Genomic DNA, 19,876 nt, shown 5'->3' on the forward strand with positions numbered 1-19,876 from the left:
TCATTCCTTATTTCACCAGCAGCATGCGCTCCAGTGATAGTCGTGCCTGATCGGCAATATGGTCGGGAACATATATTTGCGGCTGCATGGTTTCAAGGCTTTTTACAAGCTTCTTGAGGTTGTTCACTTTCATATTCGGGCAAACCAGATACTTGGAAGCAAAATGGAAGGTTTTGTCCGGGCTGTCCAAACGCAGTTGGTAACCGGTGCCATCCTCCGTGCCTACAATAAATTCTTTGTTGTCCGACTCTTTGCAGTATTTCAGGATCGCCGTCGTGCTTCCTACAAAATCGCCAAGTTGAACGACTTCCGGGCGGCATTCCGGATGAACGACAAATTGTGCATTCGGATACTTGGCTTTCATCTCTTCTACATCTTTGACGGTCAGCATATCGTGGGTGTTGCAGTAGCCTTCCCAAATGATCATTTTTTTGTCCGTGTGCTGCTGAACATAATGACCGAGGTTCTTGTCCGGCACCCAGATGATCTCATCCGAATCCACCGAGTTCACCACACGCACAGCGTTGGCCGAGGTACAGCAAATATCCGTTTCCGCTTTGATCTCAGCAGAGGAGTTAATATAAGTCACGACTTTCGCATTGGGATGCTGCGCCTTCAGTTTGCGCAAACCATCCACATTGACCATATCGGCCATTGGGCAACCGGCACGTTCATCAGGAATAATGACCGTCTTGTTTGGAGCCAAAATCTTGGCGCTTTCCCCCATAAAATGGACGCCGCAGAAAACAATAACATCTGCGTCGGTCTGAGCGGCCTTCTGTGCGAGCAGGAACGAGTCCCCGCGGAAGTCAGCCACCTCCTGTATTTCGTCACGCTGATAATAATGCGCCAATATAATAGCGTTGCGTTCTTTCTTAAGCTGCATTAAACGTTCCCGCAGCTCGCGGTTTTGTTCCGCTTTGCGCTCGAGAGCCAATGCTTCCATAGTCTTAAGTCTCCTCTTTTCACTGACTTTGTGAACAGATGCACAAACCCCTACATGACTTATAGATGTTCAATCTGCCGCACAATCATGACAAAGCGTTTTCGATTGTTTAACATTTAATTTACACAGTGTGCTTCCTGCTGTCAACCGACAAAAGGGACCGTTTTAAGCCATCTGCGAAGACAATGCGCTTCATTGAACACATAGGGGCTGCAAATCTTATCCACCCTTCTACAGAGGCTTGTTTTCAAGAAGAAACGGCTGCATCAACTTTGGTACGGCAAAGTAAACTTTTTACACAATATATTAAAAAAATCAATAATCATTCTTACCGGGGCAAAAAAGGCTGCCCGCGCAGTTGTCTGCTTGCGAACAGCCTTCGATGGCTTTGATCTGGTCTTTATTTGGTTCCGTTGTCGTTGCCGCTATCCGGATCGTCCGGAGGCGACAGATCTTCTGTTTCCTTGGATTGAATGCGAACCTTCACACCACCGATGTTATCAATGATTGGCTCCCCGTGAGGTTCTTCAGAGGTGCCTTCGGATGGAGTTCCTGTACCTGTTCCATCGATCGAGCCCGTCTCGATCAGACGCTTGATTTGATCAAGCTCCAGCGTTTCCACTTCCAGCAGAGTTGATGCAATGAGATGCATCTCTTTGCTTTTCTCCGTAAGCAGCGCTTTGGCACGATCGTAGCAGGATTGAATAAAGCTCTGCATTTCCTGGTCAATTTCATAGGCGATGGCATCGGAATAATTCTGTTCATGTCCGATATCACGACCCAGGAATACCTGACCCTGCGAGCTGCCGAACTGCATCGGTCCGAGCTTGTCGCTCATCCCGTATTCCATAATCATGGCACGAACAATGCTGGTCGCTTGTTTGAAGTCACTGTAAGCGCCTGTGCCGATTTCGCCAATGAACAGCTCTTCGGCAACACGTCCTCCAAGGAGTCCCGTCACTTTATCGAGCAGCTCCTTCTTGGTTGACAGCATGCGGTCGCCTTCCTTAGGAAGCATGATAACATAACCGCCTGCTTTACCGCGCGGGATGATGGTAACTTTATGCACCACATCCGCATGCTCCAGGAAGTAACCGGCAATGGTATGACCGGCTTCGTGATAAGCGACTATCCGTTTCTCGCGGTCACTGATGACGCGGCTGCGTTTCTCAGTTCCGACCAGCACGCGGTCAATCGCTTCGTCCACCTCAGTCATCGCAATATCCTTCTTGTTGCGTCTGGCCGCAAGAAGCGCCGCTTCATTGAGCAGGTTCTCCAAATCCGCGCCTGTAAAGCCTGTTGTCCGCTTCGCGATGATGTCAAGCTTCACATCCTTGGTCAGCGGTTTATTGCGTGAATGTACTTTGAGCACCGCTTCACGTCCCTTAACATCCGGACGGTCAACGGTAATTTGACGGTCAAACCGGCCTGGACGAAGAAGCGCCGGGTCAAGAATATCCGGACGGTTGGTAGCTGCCACGATAATGATGCCTTCATTGGCGCCGAATCCATCCATCTCAACGAGCAATTGGTTGAGCGTTTGCTCACGCTCGTCATGCCCGCCGCCAAGCCCCGCACCACGCTGACGCCCTACGGCGTCAATTTCATCGATGAAGATGATACAAGGCGCGTTTTTCTTCGCATTTTCAAACAGGTCACGCACACGCGACGCGCCGACACCGACGAACATTTCGACGAAATCGGAACCCGATATACTGAAGAACGGTACGCCGGCTTCCCCTGCAACGGCACGGGCCAGCAACGTTTTACCTGTACCCGGAGGTCCTACAAGGAGAACCCCTTTAGGAATACGCGCTCCGACCGCCGCGAATTTACGGGGATCCTTCAGGAATTCCACAACTTCCACAAGCTCCTGCTTCTCTTCGTCCGCGCCTGCCACGTCCTCGAACGTGACGCGCTTCTTCTCTTCGTTATATAAGCGCGCTTTGCTTTTGCCAAAGTTCATCACTTTGCCGCCGCCGCCCTGCGCTTGATTGATAAGGAAGAAGAACAAGATGAAAATAATCACGAATGGGATGATCGATGTTAAGAACGTCAGCCAGATGCTAGGGCCTTCGGTTGGTTTGACATCGATTTCGAATCCATTCTTGGCCTGTGCGTCATAAATTTCCTTGACTGCAAATTCCTCTACATTGGAGTGGGCATAAAATTGGTCCGACTCCGCGCCAGCTGGTTTTGTCTTATATTTACCTGTAACCAAATAGGAATAGCCGTCAAATTGAAGATCGACGCTGGCGACATTGTTATCGTTCAACGCTTGTCTCAATTGGTCGTATCGAATTTCGACGGTGGTATCGTTCTGGCTGCTGATAAATTGGAATATCCCGACAGTCACCAAAAAAATAATCAAATAAAATCCAGTGTTCCGGATGATCCGATTCATCCCCTACCTCCTCTCAAGACGTTCCAAATATTTTACCACAGCATGATTTCCGTCACAAACCAGAGTAGGTCGTGGGAGGGACATGATTGCTGGTGAATCGTACCACTTCGAGCCGCTTCCTGACAACAGGGTCAATCCACAAGCTTTACTTCTCATATATTTCCGGCTTGAGAATGCCGATAATCGGCAGATTACGGTATTTCTCCGCATAATCAAGCCCGTAGCCGACCACGAATGCATCCGGCAGGACAAAGCCTTTATAATCAGCCTCCAGTTCCACCTTGCGGCCGGTCGGCTTGTCAAAAAGCGCAACGAGTGTGACTGATTTGGCATTGCGCCTTTCCAGTACATCGATTAAATAGCTGAGTGTCAATCCGCTGTCAATGATATCTTCAACGATCACAATGTCGCGTCCCTGAACGGGTGAATCGAGATCCTTGATGATTTTGACAACGCCGGAGGTTTTGGTGGACTGTCCATAGCTGGAAACCGCCATAAAGTCGATTTCGAGCGGAATATCAATCGTTTTGACCAAATCAGACATAAAGATAAATGCACCTTTCAAAACGCAAATGACAAGTGGATTGCGTCCTTCGAACTCCCGGCTGATGATAGCTCCGAGCTCACTTACTTTCTGCTGAATCTGGTCGGCGTCATACAATACTTCTTGAATGTCATTCAGCAATGCCGGGACCTCCTACTTTTTCACCTATACTTATGAATGGATCAGTGCAACTTATTCAAGACCCTACCATTCGTCTCTAAAATTCACCCTGATGCGCAGGATCCGCTTGGTTTGCCCTGTAACCTGCGCAAACCGCGAACGTCTTACGCCCGGGATCCAGAGGATGCAATCTTCGGCATCGACAAGCAGCGGCAGCTTATTGCGCTGCGAAGGTGCGATTCGGTCGTCAACGAACATATCTTGTACTTTTTTGGTGCCGTTTAAACCAAGCACCTGCATTCGGTCTCCCGGGCGCCGGTTGCGGATTGTCAACGGCCAATGAATCAGGTCAGCATCGAACCATGATTCCTGCCGGTCAACGGGCTTATCTTCGCCTGGAGGAAGCATCATATCCAGCCTGAGCTGAGCATGCGCAAGAGGCATTTCCTGCAGCTCCATGCTTTCCGTGACCATATAAGAGTATTCGGCCTCTGCTTGTTTGCCGCCCGACGTCCAATCTGCCCGGATAAAATGCAAGCTCTCGTATTCGCGTACGAACTTCACGCCACTTCCCGCATCATAGCTCCAGGTCGTCGATGCACGGTCCGAGACCGCTTGTCGAATAGTCTCAACGCTGTCGAATGAGATGGTCGCAGTTTCCATTCCAACATGGTTTAATATTAGTTTAATCAATCTCCTTTGTAAAGCGACATGCAACTCTAGCAGCGCTTTGCGGGTCATTTGGCATCCTTCACGGCCTATCATGATGCAGCGTTTAAAAGCCGCTTGTGTCTCCCGTTCCATCCAGTCGTCTTCACTTGCCGCAAGTTCGGAAAGCCGAACGAGCGCATCCGATAACTGTGGATTAAATTGTGCCAAATAGGGCAGCGCATCGAGGCGGATGGCGTTGCGGACATAGGTCCTTTTCCCGTTGCTGCTGTCTTGGCTGTACGCGAGTCCCCATTGATTGCAATAGTGGAGGATGTCTGCCTTGTATGTACGCAAAAGAGGCCGAATAAGTTCCACGTTTTTTTCGGAACGCTTGATCGGGATGCCCGCAAGGCCGCCGGGGCTCGTCCCCCGGAGAATACGCATGAGCACGGTCTCCGCCTGATCATCGGCATGATGGGCCAGCGCGATACGGGATGCGCCATGCTTGCGGGCCACCTCATGGAGAAAGGCGTACCGACGCTTGCGTGAAGCCGCCTGTGAATTCATCTTTGTTTCTTCTATATAAGCCGGCATATCGATATAGACGGATTCACAGTGCAGGCCGAGCTCGGCGGCAAATTTTTTCACCGATTGCTCCTCCTGGTCGGATTCCCCGCCGCGGAACCCATGGTTCATATGCGCGGCAATCAAGGTCAAGCCTTCTGAAGGGGCAAGCCGGTGAAGCATGTGCAGCAGAGCTGTTGAGTCAGGTCCGCCAGACACGGCCACGATGATGGTCTCTCCAGGGAGCCATAGCTGCTCGCTTGAAGCAAGCTCTGACATCTCGGCGAGCAACTCGTTCATACCTACCACCTCCATAGCGTTTACAGCCGCGTTATCTTTCATTCCTTGTAAGTTAAAGACCGAGCTCTATTTACGATCCTGTCCGCAAAAGCCAATATATCGTTGTGGCGAGCACAGCCGCAGATGCAACGAACAATCCTTTGATCCAGCGGGAAACCGGAGGGGACGAGCGTCCGCCGGGCCGGTGCATCCACTGCTGCCAAGCAGCCGCGGCTTCGCGGGCGTTCTTGAATTCTCCGCCCATCGCCTTGCGCAGCCATCCGCAAAGCGGCTTGAGCACCGGATTCGCGTAAGCCAGCCGCAGCAGCTCTTCGGGAACGCGGTTCTGCGGCAGCATGGAAGCAGTGAGCTGGGCCAGCCGTTTGCTTTCGTACAATTGCAGACAAAGAACAGCGAACGAAAACAGATCATACCCCGCATCCGCGCTGCGCGTTCCCGCATTCCAATAACCGCGGTCGTAGATTTCGGTGAACTGCCTGACCCCTTTGCCGAAGGCGGTAACTCCGCCATAATCGACGAGCTCGACACGGCCGTAATCAGCCACGAGCACATTCTCCACCTTCAGATCGCCAAAGGCCCAGCCCGCTTCATGCAGCTGAGCCAGTTTACCGAGAAGGCTGTACAGTGTCACCGGAAACCATTCCGCTCCCTGCTTCGACAAATAGTCGGCCAATGTTACGCCGCGGACATAGCGCATCACATAAAACGGATATTCCTTGCCGTTAGCCGTGCGCAAGTCATCAACATCGACAAGATAGGACTCTGCCTTTGAGCTGCGCCTCTGCTCCGCGATGGACTGCAGCACATTAACCTCGGATTGCAGGTCCACTGCATCCGCGCCAATCTTGAGCGCATACCAGTTGCGCTGGCTCTCGACAAGAAAAACCTTGCCGTTGGCGCCTTCACCCAACAGCCGTTCCACGCGGTAGCTTCCCTGCTTCCATTTGCCCTTGATAATTGTTCCCCGGGACAAACTCCATTCAAACGACGTAGTCACTCATCATCCCGTCCGTTTCATCATTGTTCCTATTACCATAATCGGATTCTCGGTAAAAATCAATGACATGCAGCAAAGCGGGACCTGTAGGCGTCGTTCCGCGCATCTGCAGCCGGGGGAACAAAGACGCGGCTCCGCTGACATTGCCGGTCCAGTCCAGATCAAGCTTGCAATCCTCGCCATAGGCTGATCCCGGAAAATGAAATACCGCGATTTCGCTGCTTCCCTGACGGGCTTGAAGACTGAGCGAAAGATCGCGAATCGCATCCTCAACCGCCGCAAGCTTCGGCTTCATGCTCGCGCTTGCGTCAATAAGCAGAGCTACACGCAGCTTGCTGGTCTCGCTGAGCTCATCGATAACATGCACCACTTCGCCGCGTTTTTCCGGCGGCAGCGATTCAATCGAAGACGAGCCGAGAACCTGCTTCAGTTCACGTTGAACGGCATGCTGGATCGTCTGCACTACGGTCTTGCGCGTAAGCATCTGAACCGTTTGCGACAGCTGCCTGGTCTGTGCCAATCGGCTAAGACCTCCGCCTGCGCGGGCAATCTCCTCGATTTCAGAGGTCCCGAACTCACCCAGATCCCCTTCATCCACTACACCCACAACATTGACCGTGACCCCCTGCGCATATGCCTGTGCCGCTGCCACAACCGGACTTATGCCTACATTCGAGCATCCATCGGTAATTAATAGAATCTGCTTCATTTCTCACAAACCTCCACAAACTTCAGAATCTACTGATAGCAAACGTTTGAAGTATCTCTATCAGCGTTCCCAGTTTTAAGAGGCTTTAACCCTATGTAATCGTATGTCCTGCTTGGACATTAACCATTTTGCGCCACTTGCGAATCGATAGAAATCGCCATAGCAAAAAAGCCCGCCCTCCGGCAGGCTTCATCATACTATAGCATTCTCTAGCTCACCGTCCTTGGACGCTCGACCTTGGACAGACCCGGCCAGCGGAAGGTTGCCCACTCGGGCTGATGCTTGTCTATTCTGGCGACGACGACTGTCATGTCGTCCAAGATTTCGCCTTTATGATAACGCACGACTGTCTCCAGGAGCGAGTCGGCGATTTCCTGCGGATTGTCTGAGGCGATTTCCTGAATAACCCGCTTCATCCACAATTCTTTATTGACAGCATGGCCCGGAGCATCGTAGATGCCATCGGTCATCATAATGAGGGTATCGCCCGCCATCAGCTGCACCCGGATCAAATCGACATCGATTTCCTGCAAAATGCCCACGGGCAGATTGTTTGCGGATATCGGAATGACTTCACTGCCGCGCTTGATGAAGCTTGGCGTCGAGCCAATCTTCATGAAGGTCGTCTTCGCGGTATACATATCGATAAGGGCCACGTCCACAGTGGCGAAAATTTCCTCGGACGACCTAAGCAGCAGAACCGAATTAACCGACTTGATGGCCAGCTTCTCATCCATACCGGACTGCAGGAGCTGCTGCAGGATGGTCAGGGCGGTGCTGCTCTCCAGCTTCGCCCGCTCCCCGTTGCCCATCCCATCGCTGATGGCGACGGCGAATTTTCCGTTACCCAGCTCCACTGTGCTGAAGCTGTCCCCGGATAACAAATCTCCTCCTTTGGCGACGCCGGCTATACCGGTCTCCACCTCGAACGCTTTGGCCGTCCCGAACACAACCAGCGCCGGTTCGCCGCTCTTCTCGGGGTAACGCTCCGAGATCACGGCGATCGGCTCACCCAGAATATCTGAAAGCAGCGGGGCGATGATCTTGCGGCATTCATCATAGCCCCTGGCAAAGGTATGGTAAACTTCAATTTCGACATTCCCCTCCTCCAAATTAACGACATCAATGCCATGTATGGATAAACCGAGCCCTTCCAGCGCTTCTCGGATCTGTTCTTCCTGTAAATGCAGTTGTTGGCCTTCCCGCTTGATCTCATGCGCCAGATCTTCCATGATCTGCGACACACCGGATAGCTGCTCGGCGACGAGCTGTCTTGAGTCGCTGAGCTGCTTTCTCCACATTTGATCATGCTTGTACATTTCATATTGCTGCTGCATAACACTCAGTACCTGTGGCGAACGTATACAATGATTGCTCCATTCCTTAGGTATATCCTTGGGTCCGACCTTCCTCCCTTCTTCAACAGCCGTCATCATTCCCGTCATTACCCTGTACGTATCATAGAATCTCCCCTCCCAGCATAATTCCTTGCGGTGACAGGAAGCGCATGTTTTCTCCGCAGCCGCATTCATAAAGTGGCCGACAGTCTCCTCACGCTTCACACTCTCATCAACAAGGTTGACCTGTCCGAAGCTTCGCGACAGTTGCTTGAAAACTTCAGAGAACTGCGTGACGCGCTGAGCCGTCACATCGCGCACCCGCCTGGCATATTCATGCTGTGATTTGACATGCTCCTGTGTCCCCGGCACATATTTGGCAATGGTGCGCATAATGGAACGGGGCGTAACCAGAAACAATGCGGCAGCGATGACCGATTCCCAGGTGGAGGCCAGCACATCCTGCTGATTGCCTATATAAATAGAGAGAATACATGATCCGAGCAGCATGCCGAAGGCGACTGCCATTCTCCCGCCCTCCCGCAGCAGCCCCGCGAGCAGTCCCGCAAAAGCGAGCAAACTCATCTGCACGATGGCATTCAAGTCCGCGAGACTTAAAATCAATCCGGCTATCACGCCCACGGATGCGCCAAGCGGCGCCCCGCCTACCAGGGCAAAGAGAAGAAGCATGTAACGGGACATCATATGTTCAACAGACAGACCGTATACCGCCCAGCCGACGGCACCCGTCATCACGGAAGCAAGCAGTATCATCAGACATATAATTTCTTCGTTCTTCAGCGATGAGGTCTTCCTCGTCATCGTCAGAACAGGTATGGCCTGTACAAACACCAGCGTCAGAACGAAGGCCAGCGCAGCCTCTACACCCACCATCATCAGCTGATACCAGCCAAGCGTATCGACAATGACGACGCTGAACAGCCTTACAATAAGGGTGGAGATGAAGACAAGGAGCGGGGCGTAGGATAATTCCGCCCGTTCGTAAGCTTCAAGCCCTCTCATCAACAGATAGACAACAGCCAGCTCCATGGCAATCCACATCGGTTCAGGCGAAATGGCGAAGCAGCTGCCAAGAACAATGGAAAACCCTACTGAGAGATAAGAATCCCTTCTTAGAAAATAAACAACCGTGAAGTAAGCAACCGCAAAGGGGGTAAGCGACTCAAGAATAACAGCGCGACCGAGAAGAAAACCAACGACCATCAGAACAAATGCCCATTTCTTCGAGGAGATCATCGCTCCCAGCCTGCGCATAAAGGAACCATTCACTCCCTTTTGAATCGCCGTCTGTATAATGCTCGTCCGTTTAACATTAGGAAACAACACGACATTTTGCTTGTCTCTCATTTCAAGGACACCACCCATTCCCGATTTGTGTGTTCTCAGTATAGGAGCATGTCCATATAAAAGTTTGTCATAAAGCGTTGTCACTCTCAAAGTTTTTTCCGACAAAAATGCGTGAATTGGAAACGGCGCGCGCGCTGAGCGCGGTTGCACGGATTACGCGGCATTGGACGTGCAGCACGCGCCGCCGGCGACCCACCGTTCAACAAAAAACATTGTCTGACGGGAAGCCTCAATCGGTGAAACGCCGTCCGAACCTGTCGGGAATAGATGAGAAGAAGGGAAAAGTTTTTTTGAAAAAGAGGCATATTCTTCAAATTCGCGGATTTAAACCGGAAGAATCGGGGTAATCGGGTGATGAATCGGCATTGGCAGAACCGCCTTCATAGCTTGACGCAGTTTCTGGGATCGAAAATATCAGAAAAGATTACATATATGACAAACTTCTGGCGCAATATGCGTAAAAAGCGCTGCACCCCTCACAATCTCTGGAAAGCCAAAAAAGGCAGAACCTGTAAAGGTTCTGCCTGCAAAGAGTCATATACAATTAAACGCGCTTCGCTCCGCGTCCGCCGCGTTTGGATTCCGTATTCTTCTTGATCGAAGAAATGCGTTCCTCGCTATCCTTAAGAAAGCGCGATACTTTATCCTCGAAGGTTGGTTTGCCAAAGGAAGGTTTCCCGCCTGCTGCTTTATTGAAAGGACGTCCGCCGCCTCCTCCACCGCCTCCAGTACGATTGAAGCCGCCTCCGCCGCCGCCTCCGCCAGGACGACTAAAACCGCCTCCGCCGCCTGCGCTTCCGCCACCACCTGTACGGTTGAACCCTCCGCCAGGGCTGGCACTGCGTTCGCGTTGAGGTGGAACAGAACCCTCAGGACGGTCGATTGCCTGTTTTATCGAAAGTCCGATTTTCCCGTCTTTATCTACATTAATGACCTTAACTGTTACAACATCTTCCAGTTTAAGATGGTCTTTAACATCCTTGACGTAATTATCGGCAATCTCTGAGATGTGAACGAGCCCCGTGACACCTCCCGACAAATCGACGAATGCCCCGAAATGCGTAATACCTGTCACTTTGCCCTCTAACTTGGCGCCCACTTCAATTGCCATAGGTAAAAATGTTCCTCCCTAACCGTTATGTGAAGCTGCTAGCTTCTGATGGCCTTACAACCAACAATAAATGCTGCTACTAAGGTGATTATAACCGAACGAGAGGTGCAAGGCAACAGACGTGTACCCGATTTCAGGCCGAATCAATCCTCAATGACCTGTATCTGCTGCTCGCCTTTTTTTACCATACCCTGTTCTTTCGTAGCCAATTGACCAATGTATTCTTTATCATTCAGTTTGGCGACTTCTTGCTTGAGATCATTGATCTGAGTGTTCGCCGTATCGATCATCTGCTTTGTCTCGGCGAGCTTGAGCTCGGACTGACCTTGCCGCTCCAACTGGGATATAAACGTATAGGATGCCCAGCCCAAGAATAAAGCAATGACGATAAACCATAGTTTCAGCCGACGTTTCGTTCCTGTGTATGAAGGTGTAGGAGTACTCCCGGTAGCCGTCATCATCAATTCGTTGACCTCCACTCATAACATTATCTATTCATCACTGTCCTTCTTCTTCCAGTTTGTCAATCGCTGCCAAACCCCTGCCGCCTTGCCGGCCGCGGACTTCCAGCGTTCAGCAACCCGCCACCTGGCCATAAGCGGAACCCACCAGCCAACCACCCATCGCGAGACCGGTTTGGTGATCGGGCTCATCATCCAGCGAACCAGAATCCAGAGTGGACGGGTTAATTGTATCACAATTTTCAAGAGGAACAAAGCAAGCGCAATCAAAAAGGAAATAATCAGCTTGCATAGCCGGTAGAGCAGCTGTAAAGGACGTACGACAATATATATAAACATCTTGACTATGATTTGAATCAGAGTACGGACGGCGCGGATAAAAAAATGTACGAGCTTCACCACTATTTTGCTGAAAAGCCAGTAATAGCTGGCGATTCCGAGCAGGAGCCCGAGAAAGACGTATGCCCGCACCTCGCCCTCATTGCTTGCCGAGAGGACCTGGAAAACAACAATCGTCGCGGCAATCCAATATAGCAAATCAAGCACCGGAACCCATAATCGTCCGATCCGCAGCTCGTCCGACACAACACGGTACCCGTCAAAAACTATGCCCATTCCAATCCCGGACAGCAGCATCGTCGCCATCGTCCACCACTGTACGCTGAGACTCACTTAAATATCTTCCCGAACAAGCTTTTGGATTTGGCTGCGGTATTCCCGTCCAGATAAGTCAGCGAATGGACGAGCCCCTCAATGGCAACAAGACCCTGCTCCAGGCTCAGATGCTTCATATGTAGGTTCTGCCCGCGAATGGCCAGGAAGCCAAGCTCCGTTTCCAGTAGAAACTCTTCAACATCGAAGCTTTCCACATTCATGACACCCGTAATTTCGAGTATTTTACGATTAAGCATTTTGATTTCCTGACGTTTTTGCCCTTTTCCTTGATCAATCATCGCCTCGTCCCCTCCTTTAAGACTAGCCTATGGGGGTGGGACAGGTTTTAGAACAATTCATCCTTCTACCGTTCTGCCGGAAAAGGAAAAGCTGCATGCCGGTACGGCAGCCGCAGCAGATAAAGGCGTATTCGCTTGCTTCTAAAAAAAAGACGGCCCCACCGAATACCCCGGTGAAGGCCGTCATTTCCTTTATTGCCATTCCATTTTGTTCTCGGCTTGGCGCGATTCTTCCTTCAACAAAGTGTATAAGCCGCTCGCCTCGTCCTTCCTGGTCGTCTCCGCAAGCCGCTCAATGCGCACGGTGACAACTTTCTGGCCGAATTGAATCATGAGCTCGTCGCCGGCTTTGACGGTGCTGCTCGCTTTGGCTTCCCGGCCGTTGATCCAGACGCGTCCTTGATCGGATACATCCTTGGCGACAGTGCGCCGCTTGATCAGCCGGGAGACTTTGAGAAACTTGTCAAGACGCATGAACTACTTGATAGCTTCTTTTAATTTATTGCCGGCTTTGAATGCAGGAACTTTGGATTCCGCGATAGTGATCGGATTGCCCGTTTGCGGGTTGCGGCCCGTACGGCCTGAGCGCTTGCGGGTTTCGAATGTGCCGAAACCGATCAATTGCACTTTCTCGCCGCCTGCCAGCGCATCGGTTACTTCTCCCATAAAACCATTGAGAACCGACTCGACATCACGCTTGGTAAGCCCGCTTTTAGCTGCAATGCTGTTGATAAGATCTGTTTTGTTCATGAACATAGCCTCCTAAATTTTTAATTATCATAGCAGATAGTCACTATACTTCCACTTTGAGTTTACTTGCCCGCTTGTACCTATTCTGCTTGATTCTAAATAAATCCTGCCCATTTGTAAATTTTTTTTGCAATTTCTGGCGACTGGAGACGAATTTCCGATGAACCTTTAGCCGGGTTGGAAGAACGGCCCTCTCATCTTCAGCAGTCTATCAGCTTCAACCCTTCCCTAGGATAAGCTGGCATCCTTATTCTGTCCCCGGGCTTATCGTAAGGAAGAGCATCCGGCGTCAATCGCGCTTTCAGGGGAGCAGCTTGGCTTCCTCCCAATACCGGTCCATCTCTATTAAATCAGTTTGGTCAAAGGTTCGTCCACTTATACGAAGCTGCTCTTCAATATATGAAAATCGTTTCTTGAACTTCCGGTTCGTCCGGGCAAGCGCTTCTTCGGGATCAGCATGGATGAACCGGGAAGCATTCACCACGGCAAACAACAGATCGCCCAGCTCATCGGCCTGCTCTTCCGGATTCCCGGCTGCTATGGCCTCCCGCAGCTCACCCAGTTCCTCTTCGATCTTGCCGAGCACCGGCTGAATATCATCCCAGTCAAAGCCGACCTTGGCCGCTTTCTTCTGAAGCTTATAAGCCTTCATAAGCCCGGGCAAATCCGGCGGAATCCCGTCCAGCTGCGACAGTTCCCCGGGATTTATGCCTTTGCGCCGTTTCTCCTCCGCTTTCATCTGCTCCCAATTCTGCAGGGCTTCCCCGGAATCATTGGCAACCTGGTCGCCAAAAACATGCGGATGGCGAAACAGCAGCTTCTCATTGAGGGACTCGATGACATCGTAGACGGAGAAGGAGCCAACCTCCTCTTCCATCTGGCTGTGCAGCATAACCTGAAGGATCACATCGCCGAATTCCTCGCGCATTCCGTCCGGATCGTCCGCATCCAGCGCTTCGATCGCTTCGTAGGTTTCCTCGATGAAGTTTTTGCGGATGGAGGTATGCGTCTGCTCCCGGTCCCAAGGGCAGCCTTCAGGGCTGCGGAGGATCCCCACAATCTCGTGCAGCCTTTCAAAGGATCGGTTGCGCAGCTTGTCATCGGTGGAGCGCGGCACATAGACAAGTGACAAATTCCCAAATCCCGGAGTCCGGTCCAGCTCATAGAGCGGGATCGTCAATATCTGTTCTTCTCCCGCGATTCCGAGCGCGTGGCCGACAATGACCGGATAGTCGTCGGGCAACTGCTCCATCAAGCTTAATTTCACATCCGAAGCCGTAAATTCATCATAGACCTGACCGATCAGGGTGTGCAGCTCCGGCCGCAGCTGTGACGGCTTTAGTTCCGCTGCATCCAGCAGCACGAAGCCTTCGATGGGATCGAAGCCAAGCCGGGTGAAGGCCTGATCGAGGAAGCTCTCTCCGCCCAGAATAACCAGCTCGATCCCCTCCTGTGGACAGCGTTCGCGCAGCAGCTGCACGGTACGTTCCGCTACCATCGGGTGCCCGGGAACGGCGTAAATCAGCTCAGACGCGGCTGGCAGCGATTTGGCCTGCCCGATCAGCGCCTCCGTAATAGCGGCATAGACATCAGGGAAGGAATCAAGCTGTTCATACAGGCTGTCAAACGACGTATAGGTTAAATCATTGTCGCCGAAGATCTTCATCATCGGATGCTTCTCCGTCCGTACAAAGCGGCGCTCCGCCTTCTGAAGCCTGCGCCAGACGCCGAGCGTCAGCTGGTCGGCATCGCCAGACCCCAGCCCTACAACGGTAATGGTTGGTTGCATGAATGAACCCTCCTTTGCTTAATAAGTGGTAGGCAGGTAGGTCTTTTCTTGTAAGGCTGCCAAGCGTGCATGAGCTGCTCTTGGAGAGCTAATGGCGTACGTGCCTTGGGGGCTGTACGTGAGTGATGTGATCAAGGCTGAGTTCATGTACGGCAAGCTAGGTGTTATGTGCCTCGCGGGCTATACGCGAGTAAGGCTGACCAATGCCGATATCAGATATGGCAAGCCGGGTGGGCTGTACCCGAGTGAGGCTGATCAAGGCCGAGTTCATGTACGGCAAGCCGGGTGGTACGTGCCTGGCTGGCTATATATGAGGCATTCTGCCTCTTGTTACTCGGCTGGAGGAAGCAGCCGCCAGCGGATCAGGCGGGCGGCCAGACTTGGGCCGCCCGGCAGTGCGCGCAGCTCGGCCGCGGTTACGCCGCCGAAGCGGAGCGCGGCGGCGGCGAACAGCGCGCCGCCGATGGCTGTGCCGCCGAGCGCCAGCACGGCGGCGGCCGCTCTGGGCGGCAGCGCCAGCCCGAGCAGCGGCGCTCCGCAGCGCTCGGCCAGGACCAGCGCCGCGGCCATGACCGCGAGCGCAAGCAGGGTGCCCGCGGCACGGCGAGCGGGCACTCCCGCGCCCGTGGCGCGGCGGACGGCGCCCGCGCTCAGCAGGGCGGCCGCCATGAGCGCGGCGATACCCGCGCAGGCCGCGCCGGCGATGCCAAGCGCCGGCACGAGCAGAGCATTGAGCGCCGCCTTGAGCACGGCGGCCGCCAGCATGAACAGCGCAGGGGCGCGGGCGCTCCCCAGCCCCTGCAGCGCGGCTGCCGCGATCGCGGCGACCGTGCCCGCGAGCGCTGTGCAGCCCACAAGGGCAAAGGTACGCGTGCCGGCGGCGTCCGCGTACAGCATGACATTGATGGGCTCAGCCAGCAGCACGAGCCCGACCGCTGCCGCGCCGCCCACCGCCCACGCGGCGCGCATCACCAGGGCCGACTGCCGTTTCACGCCGGCCAGGTCGCCCTGAAGCCGCGCAGTCGCAAGCGCCGGAACAAGCGCGGCGCCCATCGTGCCTGCCACCATCACAACCAGCTGCACAAGCGGCTGCCCGCGGCTGTACAGGCCGAACTGCGCCATAGCCGCCGCCGGGTCTGCGCCCGCAGCGCCCAATAGGCGCGGCACCGTGAACGCATCGACTACGCTGAGCGCGGGAACAGCCAGTGCGCCGAGTGTAACAGGTACGGCAAGTCCGGCGAGTCTGCGCATCAGCGGCATTATTACACCGCTATCAGGAGGCTTCATTGCCTGCCCGGAAGGTGCCATTCCACCGTCACCAGGACTCCTAATCGCGGCTTCAGGACGGTTAATTGCCCGATTACGCAGCCAATACCCGGCAATGACCATAAGGCCTGCGGCGCCGCCGAAAGCGGAGCCTGCCGTGGCTCCGGCTGCCAATGATCCGTCGTTCCAACCCAAGTGCCATCCGATGGCCAGCAGCGCAAGCATGGCACCCACACGGATGGTCTGTTCGGACAGCTGGGAAACAGCCGAGGGCAGCATGCTCCCAAGTCCTTGATAATACCCGCGAAGCGCAGCCGTAACAGGCCCAACCCACAGCGCCAGCGAAACGGCGCGAACAGCGGATACGGTATCCGGATCGCCGATCCATCCCGCAATGTGACGGGCCCCCACCCACATGAGCGCAAAACCGGCAGCTCCGCTGAGGCTGAGCAGCATCACGCTCGCCCTCAGCACAAGCCGCGCGCCGTCCCGGTCTCCGCCGGCCATCCGCTCCGCAACAAGCAGTGATACGGCAACGGGGAAGCCCGCCGTAACCATGACAAGCAGCAGCTGATACAACGGATATACCGCATTGTAAATGCCGAATACCCGATCACCCGCGATATTTTGCAGCGGAATCTTCTGCAGGGTTCCGAGCGCCTTGCTGATCAGCATCGCGGTTCCCATCAATGCCGCTCCCCCGAGCATCTGCGGCCCGCGGGAGCGGCGGACGTCCATTTCAGGCGTGGGATCGTCCCCCTGCCCGCCGCTGTATGTATCCCCGTCAGGGGTCAAAACCTTATCCTTATCCATCAATCCGGACCTGCCGCTGCCGGCAAGCCCGGAAGCACTGGCCTTATGTCGTTTCACTTGTTCCAAGCCCGGCACCTGCCTGTCTGTACTCCTCCCCTCATTATACCCGAAAGCATCCCAATGTGAATGGCGCTCCTTATCGGCTTCTTAACCTCCACATGAGCAGAGGCTGATTCCGGCGGCACACAACCCCAAAACAAAAAACAAGCTGCTGCCAGTGTTTTAACGTCACTGTGCAGGCAGCTTGCCCTTTATTGCTCCATTTGTTTGGCCAGAAATCCGGCGGCTGTTTCGGCCATTTTGGTTTCCATCTGCGCCATCTTGACGTTTTCATCCTTGCTGAGCAGCACAACCGTACCAATGGGGTCTCCGCCCGCTACAATCGGCGCCGCTACAAACGAGCTGAAAGCTTCACCGAGATCCTTGACTACTTCATACGAGCCGCTGCCGGTCTCAACAACCGTTTTGCGGTTCTCCATGCAGGACTCCAGAATGGATCCGATTTGCTTCTCCATATATTCCTTCTTCGATGTCCCCGCTACGGCTATAATATTGTCACGATCCGTAATCAGCGTAATGTGGCTCGTGCTTTCCGAGAGGGATTCGGCGTATTCCTTGGCGAATTCACCAAGCTCCCCGATCGGGGAGTATTTCTTCAAAATCACTTCCCCATCGCGGTCAACGAATATTTCAAGCGGATCGCCCTCGCGTATACGCAGCGTACGGCGGATTTCCTTAGGAATGACGACCCGGCCCAAATCGTCAATTCGACGAACAATTCCAGTTGCTTTCATGTTCTGGTTGCCCCACTTTCATTGAAGGTTTTGAATTCGACTGGATACCTGATGCTTGTCTATTGCACAAGAGGAGAGAACTTGTAATAAAGGTGCTTTTCGAATCTGACCATAGTATTCATCCGCTCCCATATTCTTATGCACGTGGTAAACGATCACAGTCTTTAAAATATCCGCAGGCCGGGGAACCCCTCAATAAAATGCTGGCCCAGCATCAAACGACGGCCCGAAATCGAGCCGCCGCCGCACACATTACATAGCATTTTGCTGCTTCCGCAGGTGATGAGATCAATGCTTGAGAAGCTGGGCAATCTCCCGCTTCAGAGCCAGAAATTCGGGATGCTCGCGCACTTCCGGCGATCGCCGGACAGGAAGCTTCACCTCATAGGTCTTCAATATCCGCCCGGGTCCGGCACCCATAACCACAATACGCTGGGACAAGAATATCGCTTCATCGATGTCATGAGTAATGAACAAAACCGTTGTTTTTTCCCTCTCCCATACCTCAAGCAGCATTTCCTGCATTTCCAGCTTCGTTTGGGCATCAAGCGCGCCGAACGGCTCATCCATCAACAGCACCTTCGGCCGGTTGGCCAAAGCTCTGGCGATTGCGACCCGCTGCTTCATCCCGCCGGAGAGCTGCTTGGGATAGGCTTTACGGAATTCCTCCAGCCGGGTCACCTTCAACCAATAGCTGCTGATTGCACGGCGGTCCATAGTTGCCACTCCCTTAAGCTTCGGACCGTATTCAATGTTCTCCTGCACGGTCAGCCATGGGAACAGGGTGTAGCCCTGGAACACCATGCCCCTGTCGGCTCCCGGACCAATCACTTCGCCGCCATCGACGGTGACTGTGCCCTCCGTCAGCTCATCGAGGCCTGCGACAATGCGCAGCAGGGTTGATTTTCCGCAGCCCGAGGGGCCAAGTATTGTCACGAATTCATTGCTTCCAACCGTCAAATCTATTCCCTTAAGCGCCTCGAACCGGCCTGTTTTTGTTTCATACACCTTCTGCAGCCCGCTTATGACAATTTCACCGATGGCCGGCACAACCGCTGGACCGCGACCAGCTGACCCGCTGCCGCCCGCTTCCTCAAGGCTGCCTTCCTTCTGCTTCCGAATCGCCGCTTCCACACTCCCACTCCTCTCCTGCTTCCAAGCTTTCCTTTAAGGATGTAGCAAAATCTTCCGTTTATGCCCATGGATATAATCTGCGGTTTAGGAAAGCAAAAATCCGGTCGCTGATCAGACCAAGCAGCCCAATAACGATAATCCCCACAAAAATCTGATCCGTATTCAGGAACCGCTGCGCCTTCATGATGGCAAAACCGAGACCGCTGTTCACCGCCACCAGCTCCGCGACGACCAGATAGGTCCACGCCCAGCCCAGAACCAGACGGAGCGTGTTCATCAGCTGCGGCTGTATAGCCGGGATCAATACGGTTTCGATCGCTTTCCAGCGCCCCGCCCCTAAAGTGAAGGAGGCCTGCAGCAGATCATGGGAGACGCGGCGCGTGTTGTCCGCCACCATAAGCACAAGCTGGAAGAAGCAGCCGATAAAAATCAGCAGGATCTTGGCCCATTCGCCGATACCCGCCCAAACCATAATTAGCGGAATGAAAGCGACTGCCGGCATATAACGGATAAATTCCATTGGAGGCTCGACGAACGCTTCCCCCAATTTGAAGGTTCCCGCGAAGATACCGATCGGGATCCCGATGATACAGGCGAGCACGAAGCCCGAGGTAACCCGGAACAAGCTTATGCCAATATGATGCCAGTAAGTGGCGGTCCCCAGCTGATGAATCAGCTCCAGCAGCACCTCATGCGGCTTGGGCAGAAAGACCGGGTTCACCGCTTCGGTATAACTGAGCAGGGACCAGACGAGCAGCAGCAGCGCGAATGAAGCTCCTGCTGTAAACGCGAACAGCCTGCCGCCGATATCTTTGAAGATTTGCAATCTATGGGGTCTGAGTCGTTTTTTTGTCTTCATTGACTG

18 protein-coding genes are annotated in these 19,876 nt (G+C 53.5%); all 18 read right to left on the reverse strand.

From position 1 onward, the window contains the following. Positions 1 to 7 precede the first annotated feature (7 nt). Positions 8 to 946, reverse strand: coding sequence for a quinolinate synthase NadA (gene nadA / locus AC0YOA_RS35500; RefSeq protein ID WP_210046385.1), 939 nt, complete (start codon positions 944 to 946; stop codon positions 8 to 10). A 400-nt stretch (positions 947 to 1,346) separates the two neighbouring features. Next, positions 1,347 to 3,350: an ATP-dependent zinc metalloprotease FtsH gene (ftsH, locus tag AC0YOA_RS35505; protein ID WP_475790587.1), complete on the reverse strand. Its 2,004-nt coding sequence runs from the start codon at positions 3,348 to 3,350 to the stop codon at positions 1,347 to 1,349. A 145-nt stretch (positions 3,351 to 3,495) separates the two neighbouring features. Beyond that, on the reverse strand, positions 3,496 to 4,035 hold the full coding sequence (gene hpt / locus AC0YOA_RS35510) for a hypoxanthine phosphoribosyltransferase (protein ID WP_475790588.1): 540 nt from the start codon (positions 4,033 to 4,035) through the stop codon (positions 3,496 to 3,498). Positions 4,036 to 4,098: 63 nt separating this feature from the next. Beyond that, positions 4,099 to 5,529, reverse strand: coding sequence for a tRNA lysidine(34) synthetase TilS (gene tilS, locus AC0YOA_RS35515; RefSeq protein WP_475790589.1), 1,431 nt, complete (start codon positions 5,527 to 5,529; stop codon positions 4,099 to 4,101). A 70-nt stretch (positions 5,530 to 5,599) separates the two neighbouring features. Beyond that, a complete protein-coding gene (locus tag AC0YOA_RS35520; RefSeq protein WP_210046381.1) occupies positions 5,600 to 6,526 on the reverse strand; it encodes a serine/threonine protein kinase in 927 nt (308 codons plus the stop codon). Continuing rightward, a complete protein-coding gene (locus AC0YOA_RS35525) occupies positions 6,510 to 7,235 on the reverse strand; it encodes a vWA domain-containing protein (protein WP_475790590.1) in 726 nt (241 codons plus the stop codon). The genes AC0YOA_RS35520 and AC0YOA_RS35525 overlap by 17 nt, the downstream gene beginning before the upstream one ends. Positions 7,236 to 7,444: 209 nt before the next feature. After that, on the reverse strand, positions 7,445 to 9,940 hold the full coding sequence (spoIIE, locus tag AC0YOA_RS35530; protein ID WP_475790591.1) for a stage II sporulation protein E: 2,496 nt from the start codon (positions 9,938 to 9,940) through the stop codon (positions 7,445 to 7,447). A 544-nt stretch (positions 9,941 to 10,484) separates the two neighbouring features. Then, complete coding sequence (locus AC0YOA_RS35535; protein WP_475790592.1) at positions 10,485 to 11,051, reverse strand: S1 domain-containing RNA-binding protein; 567 nt, start codon at positions 11,049 to 11,051, stop codon at positions 10,485 to 10,487. Positions 11,052 to 11,194: 143 nt separating this feature from the next. After that, positions 11,195 to 11,512 carry an FtsB family cell division protein gene (locus AC0YOA_RS35540; protein ID WP_475790593.1) on the reverse strand — a complete coding sequence of 106 codons (318 nt, stop codon included), beginning with the start codon at positions 11,510 to 11,512 and terminating at the stop codon, positions 11,195 to 11,197. A gap of 30 nt (positions 11,513 to 11,542) precedes the next feature. Next, a complete protein-coding gene (gene yabQ / locus AC0YOA_RS35545) occupies positions 11,543 to 12,184 on the reverse strand; it encodes a spore cortex biosynthesis protein YabQ (RefSeq protein WP_475790594.1) in 642 nt (213 codons plus the stop codon). Then, complete coding sequence (yabP, locus tag AC0YOA_RS35550) at positions 12,181 to 12,465, reverse strand: sporulation protein YabP (RefSeq protein WP_210046375.1); 285 nt, start codon at positions 12,463 to 12,465, stop codon at positions 12,181 to 12,183. Before yabP ends, yabQ begins: the two co-directional genes overlap by 4 nt. A gap of 192 nt (positions 12,466 to 12,657) precedes the next feature. Then, on the reverse strand, positions 12,658 to 12,939 hold the full coding sequence (locus AC0YOA_RS35555) for an RNA-binding S4 domain-containing protein (RefSeq protein ID WP_475772599.1): 282 nt from the start codon (positions 12,937 to 12,939) through the stop codon (positions 12,658 to 12,660). Between the two features lie 3 nt (positions 12,940 to 12,942). After that, on the reverse strand, positions 12,943 to 13,215 hold the full coding sequence (locus AC0YOA_RS35560) for an HU family DNA-binding protein (RefSeq protein WP_210046373.1): 273 nt from the start codon (positions 13,213 to 13,215) through the stop codon (positions 12,943 to 12,945). A gap of 301 nt (positions 13,216 to 13,516) precedes the next feature. After that, entirely contained in the window at positions 13,517 to 15,004 is a 1,488-nt protein-coding gene (yabN, locus tag AC0YOA_RS35565; RefSeq protein WP_475790595.1) for a bifunctional methyltransferase/pyrophosphohydrolase YabN, read from the reverse strand. Between the two features lie 330 nt (positions 15,005 to 15,334). Next, on the reverse strand, positions 15,335 to 17,140 hold the full coding sequence (locus tag AC0YOA_RS35570) for an oligosaccharide flippase family protein (RefSeq protein ID WP_475790596.1): 1,806 nt from the start codon (positions 17,138 to 17,140) through the stop codon (positions 15,335 to 15,337). Positions 17,141 to 17,334: 194 nt separating this feature from the next. After that, positions 17,335 to 17,877, reverse strand: a complete 543-nt coding sequence (gene spoVT / locus AC0YOA_RS35575) for a stage V sporulation protein T (RefSeq protein ID WP_475772596.1) — start codon at positions 17,875 to 17,877, stop codon at positions 17,335 to 17,337. 288 nt (positions 17,878 to 18,165) lie between these two features. Further along, positions 18,166 to 18,927, reverse strand: coding sequence for an ABC transporter ATP-binding protein (locus AC0YOA_RS35580; RefSeq protein ID WP_475790615.1), 762 nt, complete (start codon positions 18,925 to 18,927; stop codon positions 18,166 to 18,168). 142 nt (positions 18,928 to 19,069) lie between these two features. After that, positions 19,070 to 19,870 (reverse strand): ABC transporter permease, encoded by an 801-nt coding sequence (locus AC0YOA_RS35585; protein WP_475790597.1) that lies wholly within the window; start codon positions 19,868 to 19,870, stop codon positions 19,070 to 19,072. Positions 19,871 to 19,876 lie beyond the last annotated feature (6 nt).

Source organism: Paenibacillus sp. JT22N12 (genome assembly GCF_056269365.1).